This is a genomic window from Tepidicella baoligensis (assembly GCF_013432195.1).
Classification (GTDB): Bacteria; Pseudomonadota; Gammaproteobacteria; order Burkholderiales; family Burkholderiaceae_C; genus Tepidicella; species Tepidicella baoligensis.
Genome location: NZ_JACCDB010000009.1, coordinates 112,938 through 120,693, shown reverse-complemented (window position 1 = coordinate 120,693; position 7,756 = coordinate 112,938). Strand labels below are relative to the sequence as shown.

The 7,756-nt window shown below is 65.6% G+C and carries 6 protein-coding genes and 2 pseudogenes; 1 reads left to right on the top strand and 7 read right to left on the bottom strand.

Annotated features, from left to right (window positions below; all coding sequences use genetic code 11):
- Nucleotides 1-154: 154 nt before the first annotated feature.
- A complete protein-coding gene (locus tag HZS63_RS14025) occupies nucleotides 155-1,420 on the bottom strand; it encodes an IS5 family transposase (RefSeq protein ID WP_246316290.1) in 1,266 nt (421 codons plus the stop codon).
- Nucleotides 1,421-1,507: 87 nt separating this feature from the next.
- Nucleotides 1,508-1,726 (bottom strand): annotated as a pseudogene (locus HZS63_RS10490) (DUF2958 domain-containing protein); the annotation flags it as partial.
- Between the two features lie 240 nt (nucleotides 1,727-1,966).
- Here HZS63_RS10490 and HZS63_RS10485 point away from each other — a divergent pair.
- Nucleotides 1,967-2,272 (top strand): helix-turn-helix domain-containing protein, encoded by a 306-nt coding sequence (locus HZS63_RS10485; protein WP_026088574.1) that lies wholly within the window; start codon nucleotides 1,967-1,969, stop codon nucleotides 2,270-2,272.
- A gap of 329 nt (nucleotides 2,273-2,601) precedes the next feature.
- Here HZS63_RS10485 and dmeF read toward each other — a convergent pair whose 3' ends face one another.
- The 5 genes and pseudogenes from dmeF to HZS63_RS10460 form a co-directional block, all read right to left on the bottom strand.
- Nucleotides 2,602-3,558: a CDF family Co(II)/Ni(II) efflux transporter DmeF gene (gene dmeF / locus HZS63_RS10480; protein ID WP_026088573.1), complete on the bottom strand. Its 957-nt coding sequence runs from the start codon at nucleotides 3,556-3,558 to the stop codon at nucleotides 2,602-2,604.
- Nucleotides 3,559-3,603: 45 nt separating this feature from the next.
- Complete coding sequence (locus HZS63_RS10475) at nucleotides 3,604-3,876, bottom strand: metal/formaldehyde-sensitive transcriptional repressor (protein ID WP_017677016.1); 273 nt, start codon at nucleotides 3,874-3,876, stop codon at nucleotides 3,604-3,606.
- A 215-nt stretch (nucleotides 3,877-4,091) separates the two neighbouring features.
- A pseudogene (locus HZS63_RS10470) lies at nucleotides 4,092-4,301 on the bottom strand (hypothetical protein).
- A 62-nt stretch (nucleotides 4,302-4,363) separates the two neighbouring features.
- Nucleotides 4,364-6,412, bottom strand: coding sequence for a ParB/RepB/Spo0J family partition protein (locus HZS63_RS10465; protein WP_017677014.1), 2,049 nt, complete (start codon nucleotides 6,410-6,412; stop codon nucleotides 4,364-4,366).
- 78 nt (nucleotides 6,413-6,490) lie between these two features.
- Nucleotides 6,491-7,315: a DUF932 domain-containing protein gene (locus HZS63_RS10460; protein WP_017677013.1), complete on the bottom strand. Its 825-nt coding sequence runs from the start codon at nucleotides 7,313-7,315 to the stop codon at nucleotides 6,491-6,493.
- Nucleotides 7,316-7,756 lie beyond the last annotated feature (441 nt).

Here is a 7,756-nt window from a genome sequence, read left to right as displayed (position 1 = left end):
TAACAGGCCGTTGAAAAAAATCCCCACCGAAGCGGCCACGTCCCCTTTCACGCGGGTTCGAGGCCGGCGCAAGCCGCCTTTTTCGGCTTTTGCAGCCGTTTGGGCTGCCCTTTTGGGGGCCGTTTGCCCATTTTGGGCGCACTGACCCCCTGATTTACACATGATGCGCATCCCACCAGCCCCCGATGGAGCCCATGCGCACGAGGTTGTACGCGGCAAAGCCCATCAGCGCCTGCCCGGCCAGCTTGGCATGCCCAATCAGCTTGGTCTTGGCCAGGCCGCCGACGGTCTTGACCCAGCCGAAGGCCTCTTCGATGCGTTTGCGCACCTTGAGGCTGACCTGGTAGCCTTCGTGGCGCTGGGTGCGCCCGTCAATGGCCGAGTGCTTGGCCTTGGCCGCCACGTGCGCAGTAATGCCCAGCTGGCGGCAGCCCTGCACGAAGGCCCGGCAGTCATAGCCCTTGTCCGCCCCCACGGTCAGTCGGGCTTTGCGCTTTTGGCGCGCGAGCATCTTGAGAGCGGCCTCGCGCTCAGCGGTGCCGCTGGCATGGGTGATTTCGACGTCCACCACCAGCCCGTGGCGGTTGTCCATGAGGATGTGCNGGCGGCAGCCCTGCACGAAGGCCCGGCAGTCATAGCCCTTGTCCGCCCCCACGGTCAGTCGGGCTTTGCGCTTTTGGCGCGCGAGCATCTTGAGAGCGGCCTCGCGCTCAGCGGTGCCGCTGGCATGGGTGATTTCGACGTCCACCACCAGCCCGTGGCGGTTGTCCATGAGGATGTGCCCCATGTGGCACAGGCGGGACTTGTCGCCTTGGGCCTTCTTGAACAGCCGCGCATCGGGATCTGTCGTGCTGGCGTGGGTGTCGTTGCTGCGGGTCTCGCCTTTGAAATCCACCTCGGCGTTGCGCCCCGCCGTCGGTGTGTGGTCGTCGTCCTTGCGCTTGAAGCTCTTGTGCGAGGCCCAAGCTTCGATGAGTGTGCCGTCGACGCTGAAGTGTTCGTCGCCGATCAACTTCGCCCACTGCGCGGTGCATTTGACCCGCTCGAAGAACACGCGGGCCAGCTCTTCGTTGAAGAGGCGCTCGCGGTTGGCGCTGAAGGTGGAGTGGTCCCAGACCTTATTCTCAATGTTCAGGCCCACGAACCAGCGGTACAGCAGGTTGTAGTCGATGGCCTCCACCAGCAGCCGCTCGCTGCGGATGGAAAACAGGATTTGCAGCAGCAGCGCCTTGAGCAGCATCTCGGGCGGCACCGAAGGGCGGCCACGGCGGGCATAGACCGCCTCGAACTCTGCGCTCATGCTGGCCAGCAGGGCATCGACCAGCGCGCGCAGCTTGCGCAGCGGGTGCTTGGCCGGAACTCGCTCTTCGAGGCTGATGTAGCTGAACATCGCCCCTTGGAAATTCTGTGTGCCTCTCATCTTCGGTGTCTGGTGTCTGGTCGTCGTCGCCACTCACATGGTACTGGCATCGCTGCCGGCTGCAGGGGAGTTTTTCAACGGCCTGCTAACGGTGCCCTGCGCGGGCATCCCGATTCCCAGGTCGATGAGTCCCCAGGCGGTGTCACCATCGGCGGGATCGAGCGCGGCCAGCAGCCAGGTCACATGCGCGTCCGGCGTGAACAGCCGCACCACGGGCACCGGGTCGATGGCCCGGCCAGCAGCGCGGGCCTCGCCGTTGGCGAGCAATTGCGCGCGCTCCGGGGCGGTGGCGAGTGGCTGGGGCATGGTCGGCAATCCCACAAATCCCATGATGCACGAATGCGGTTTCACGCTGAAGCGCAGAACCGCGAAACCGGATTTACGCCTTCGTGCGCAAGCACGGATGCGGCTCTGTGGCTTCACCAGAAGCCGCAGAGGCGGATTTCCGTAAAGGCACAAAAACGTATAACACCAAATGAACACTATAGATTGTAGCCCTATAGGGCGCAATGGGCTGTCATCTTGGTTTTTCGAGGGAAACCATAGGTGGCGGCTGGGAACTCATTGGCGAAGGCGTTGAAGACCGTTAGAAAGGCGCGTGGCTTGAGCCAGGAAGCCTTCTCTGACGTGTCCAGCCGCACCTATATGAGCACCCTCGAACGCGACCTCAAAAGCCCCACCCTGCATAAGCTGGCCGAGCTGTGCGAGGTGATGGAGATCCACCCGCTCACGCTGCTGACGCTGGCCTACGCGGGCGACAGCCCGCGCAAGGCCGACGAACTGCTGGCGCAGGTGCGCCGGGAGCTGGAGGCGGTGTTGAAGGAGCGCGATGCGGCAAAGCCGCGCGCGTGACGTGGTGGTGTGCTACGAACAGCAGCACAGCGCCCCGCCGCTATGGGCGGGGCGCTGGCCGGGCCGATCCGGCGCAGCCGGTTCGGCCGCATCGAGGGGCGCCAAGCTGCGCGCGGCGGGGATAGCCCGCAGGGCTTTCCCCTGGAGGCAAGCGAAGCGCGCAGCGCCGCAGGCGCGAAGGCGTGAGGGATTGAAGCCGAATGGCCGTGACAGCGAAGTCGGCACGGGGCGCAGCCCGAAAGCCCGGCGGCGCTTCGCGCCGACACGCCCAAGCCATTCAGAGCATCATGCAGAAAGACTTGTCGAACGCTTTAACACAACACACTCGTTCATGCGGCTGCCCTACGTTCGACCTCGACGGTTACGTGTGCCAACTCATGAATATGAGCGAGCAGCGCCTTGTAATACGCAGGTTCTCGGGGTTCTTGGGCCATCAGCGAAACGATCGCCGCGAAATGGCCGGGGCCGACCTGCCACACATGAAGATCCGTGACCTCGCTGCCCGTGGGCGTGATCGCCTCTCGGATTTCCTCACGGACTTCCTCGCCCTCGGCTGCGGCATCGAGCAACACGCTGCCGGTGTCCCGGATTAGTCCCCATGACCAACGTGCAATGACCAACGCGCCGACCACACCCATGACGGGATCGGCCCACGTCCAGCCATAGCTGCTCCCCAGCACTAGCGCGACGATGGCCAGCACGGATGTCAGGGCATCGGCCATCACATGCAGGTAGGCCGCGCGCAGATTGTTGTCGCGGGCCTTGCCGGATTCATGGTGATCGTCGTGATGATCGTGGTCATGATGGTGGTGATGACCATGATGGGAATGGTCGTCCTTCAACAGCCAGGCGCAGACCAGATTGACGATCAATCCCACAATGGCCACCGCAAACGCCTGCGCGAAGTCGATATGGATGGGCTGGGTCAGGCGAACCAGGCTCTCCCAGCCGATCAGCAAGGCGATCAAAGCCAGCAACACTGCGCTGGCGAAGCCGGCCAGCTCGCCGAGCTTGCCCGTGCCGAAAGTGAAGCGCGGATTGCCTGCATGGCGGCGCGCGAAGCGGTACGCCAACGCGGCGATCAGCATTGCGCCGGCATGGGTGGACATATGCCAGCCGTCGGCCACCAGCGCCATCGAACCATAGATGGTGCCCGCAATGATCTCCACCAGCATCATGCTGGCGGTAAGCGCAATCACCAGCCACACCTTGCGCTCATTACGTCGATGGTCGCCGCCGAGGAAGAAATGATCGTGGCCCGATGCTTGAGGGCTAGTCGTAGTCATCCGCAAGTTCCTGTTGTTGTGTGAGGCTGCCGGGAGGCGGCAGGCTTATTTCATGTATGCGCGGATAACCTCGATCATTTCCTCGCCGCCCTGATGGCGCTCCTTGTCAGTCGCAGCGGCTAGGACGTGTTCGCGCAGGTAGTCTTCCATTACCTCTGCCGTCAAACCGCTGACTGCGCCACGCACGGAAGCGATCTGGCGCAACACCTCGACGCAAGCGGCCTCGGACTCCAAGGCGCGTTCGATGCCTTCCAACTGTCCTTTGATGCGACGGACACGGGCGATCAGCTTGTCTTTCTGGCGGGTGGTATGGGCCATAGCGGTATTTCAATATAGTCTAGGGGACTATATTACCGGAGCCGGGGCGTTCCGTCTGCATCAAGTGTCGGCGTGCGGCGCTCGCAAGCGCCAAAGCGGGACGGCCCACTGAATCGGCTGTTGGCGTCTGACACCGCGCGCGGCCACTGCCGCGCCCGGATTTTGCGTTTCACCGCGCCCAGGACGGAACCGCCTGGGCGCGGTGCTGAACGCGGTTATTCCTTCGTCTCGATGAGCCACCACACGGCACGCGGCAAGGCGCGGCCCGTGATGGGATGAATGTCGGTGAGGTCGGCGCAGGCCGTCCAGCCCGAGGGCGGGCGCTAGCCGCGCATGTCGCCATCGCCGTGCCAGCGGCGGGCGCGCACCGTGCCGTGGGCGTAGATTGCCGCCATGCGCGGGCGGCTGGTGGTGGTGTGGGTCATGGGGGCTTCTCCTTCCGGCGAAGCGCCCCGGTCGAGGCCGGGGCGCTTGCCTTCGGCGCGGGTCAAGCGGCCAGCGCCTCGGCGGGTTCATCCGCCACGGCCTCGGCATCCTCCGGGGCGTCCTGCGCCTGCGTTTCCGCCGGCGCAGCTTCCGGGCCTTCGGCCTTGAAGATGGCGGGCATCCAGCCCGTGCCATCGGCCAGCCGTTCGGCTTCGCTGGCAATGTCGGCCTTCTTGAGCTTCGCCAGTCGGGTGACGGATTCCGGTGCAAACGCGGCCACGGCATCCAGAATCACGGCCTTGGAAATGTGCTTGAAGTAGCCTTCTGCGGTCGGCTTCCACCATGCGGCCATGTCGAGGCCCACGGCCTGCGCCAGTTCCTCGCCGGGTTGCTGCACCGTGGCGCGAGGCGTCACCACGTCCACCGTGGAAGCCACGCACACGGCCAGCAGCCGCACCAGTTCGTCTTGCGATTTCGCCAGCAGCACGGCGAACAGTTCGGCGCTGTCCTCCGGCAAGGCTTCACCGGCCACCTGTTGCAGTTCGCGCAGCGCCACGGCGGCGGGCGATTCCGGCCAGTCCGGGGCCATGCCTTCCAGTCGGTCTTGCGTCGTGAGGCGCACGCCGAGCGGCAGGCCATCGCCGTAGGCGTCGGGCTGCAAGACGGTCTGCACCATGCCATGCACCAGCGCGGCCAGCGCGACGTGCGGATGCCGTGCGACTTCGATTTGCAGCGCCGCCGTGCGGTGGGCGCTCAACCGCTGCGCCAGCCGGTCGGACAGGCTCGCGGCCTTGGGCGCGTCGTCGGCGTCCTCGTGCTCGTCGTTGGCGGCTTCGCCTTCGGCACTGCCGAAACCGCGCCGCAGCTTTTCCAGCGTGCGCAGCGCCTTGGCCTCGGCTTCGCGCAGCAGGCCGCGATGCATGACGGCCTCGCCGTTGCGGTCGATGGTGACGATGGCACCGGCCACCTCGCGCACCTCGGGGGCATAGCCCTGCAAGGCATCCTCCGCGTCTTGCAGTTCCCCGACCACCTGATCGCGCCGCTGTTCCAGCTTCTCGGCCTTGGCCTCGTCCTCGGCGTCGCAGGCTTCTTCCAGTTCGGCGTCGATCTTTTCGAGGCGGGTTTCCAGCGAGGCGATGCGGCGGGCTTCGCGGGTGGTCGGCTCGCGACGATGGCGCGGGGCGTTCTGGAACGCCTGCCGTTCCTCGTAGGCCAGATGCGGCACGGCCTCCACCCATGCCCACCCCTCGGCGCGCACGTCCTCGGCCAGCGTTGCCAGCTTGTCGCGCACCAGCGTTTCCAGCACTGCGGTATCGGTGAGGTAGGTTCCGGCATCGCCTTCTGCGAACAGGTCGCGGCGGATGCCACCGCCTGCCTGCTGGTAGGTATCCAGCCCGACGAAGCGCACCAGCGCGTGCGTGGCGTCGATTTCGCGCTCGGTCAGGCGCTCGCGCAGCTTGGACGGGCTGCGCTGCCATTCCGGCGCACCATAGAACGCGGCTTCCTGCGCGGCGTGGTCGTCGGTGATGGTCAAGGCCATCAACTGTTCCAGCGTCACGCCACCGGCCCGGTAGTCGGCCATCAGGCGCGGCGAGACGTTCGCCAGCTTCAAGCGGCGCTGCACCACCAGCGGGGACACGCCGAAGTCGGCGGCAATGTCTTCGACGGGCCGGCCTTCCTTGACCAGCGCGGCGAAGGCCGCGAACTGGTCGGCGGGGTGCATGTTCTCGCGCTGCACGTTCTCCGCGAGGCTGACGGTGCGCGCGGACGCATCGGCCACCAGCAGGCACGGCACTTCGTAGTCGGCGGGGATGCGCTTCTTCTTCGCCAGCAGCTTCAAGGAGGTCAGGCGGCGGTCGCCTGCCACCACTTCGTAAGCCTCGCCATCGGTGGCAAGGATGACGATCAGGTTTTGCAGCAGGCCGATGCGGGCAATGCTCGCGGCCAGTTCGGGGATGGACTGGCGCGGGGTCGTGCGGACGTTGCGCTTGGAGCGGCGCGGCAACAGTTGCGACAGCGGAACCAAGATCAGGTTCTTGGTCGGGTCTGCCACTTCCAGCGGTGCGGCGGCTTCGATGGCGACGGTTTCGGTTTTGGGTACGGCGTTCATGGTGATAACTCCTTGCGGTTGGGATGCAGCAGCGAGAGAAGCGGCAAGGGCTGCTGCCTGCCCCTGCCGCGTGGGGATTCAGGCTTTCAACTGGCGCAGGCCATCGGCCAGCAGCCACAGGGCGCGATTGAGGCGCACGCTTTGGTCGATGCCCTGTACGGGCCGGGTGGTCTGGCGGCGGCCATTCGCGGCGCGGGCGGACAGGCCGCCTTTGGTCAAGTTCTCCTGCGTGCGGTTGAACACGCTCCACAGGTCGCGGCGGTCGTCGTCGTGGCGGCGCGGCATCAGGATTTGCGATTCCGTGATGGGCGCGGGCTTGTCCTCGTCGTACTTCAACGCCAGCGCAGCGCGGGCGAACACTTCCGATTCCCCGGCGTCGAGCGTGATGGCGCGCATAGCATCGCGGGATTCCTGCGCCCGGTCGAAGCCGTGCAGGACTTCGTAAGCGCCTTCGATGACGTGTCCGGCTACGTCGCCCTTGTGCGGCACGCGCACGTCGGCCACGGTGTCGCCGCAGACAAGGCCATTGCTGCAAACGAAGCGGAACATCCCGGCCAGCATCTGATAGCTGCTGGTGCCGTCATGGGAGTTCAGCAGGATGATTTCGTTGGCCTCGCGGCCGTTGATCTGGCTGGCGTGGCGCAGCCGGATCATGTGCTTGGTGTAGTCGCGGCGGTCGTCGTGGCGCACGCGGGTCTGCGTCACCATGAAAGGCTCGAAGCCTTCCCCGCGCAGTTCTTGCAACACCGTGGCAGTGGGGATGTAGCTGTACCGCTCGGAGCGGCTTTCGTGCGGGGCGTCCGCGAAGATGGACGGGGCCACGGCCCGGATTTGGTCGTCGGACAAGGGACGTTCCGAACGCAGCACCGGGGAACGGGAAGCGAAGCGGGATGCGAGTTGCATGGCATTTCTCCTGACAAAGAAAAAAGGTTTGCTGTTCACCGCACACCGGATTCCTAGATTCGGAGCCCAGCCTTTCGGCTGTTTGGTGCGGTCGGCACGAGGAACCCGGTTGGCCCTGTTGCCACCGTCTTTCCTGAGTTCATCGCCCGCGACGGTCAGGAGCGCGCGAACGGGTGCCGTCAAGGAGGCAAGCGCAGGGTTGGTGCGGCCCGCAGCGAAGCGAGGACACGGCCCTGCGCGCCTTGACGGCACACGGGCGCGGGCTACAGTCGCGGTGAAGGTGATGAAGTCAGGGGAGACGGCTGGACAAGGCAACGGCCATCCCACACGCCGACCGCACGGCAAGCGAAGCGCGCAGGCCCGAAGCTGGAAGCCGGGCCGGAGGCGTCAGCCGAGCGGAGCGAGGGAACGATGGAAGCCTGAAGGGGCGAGACGCTGCAG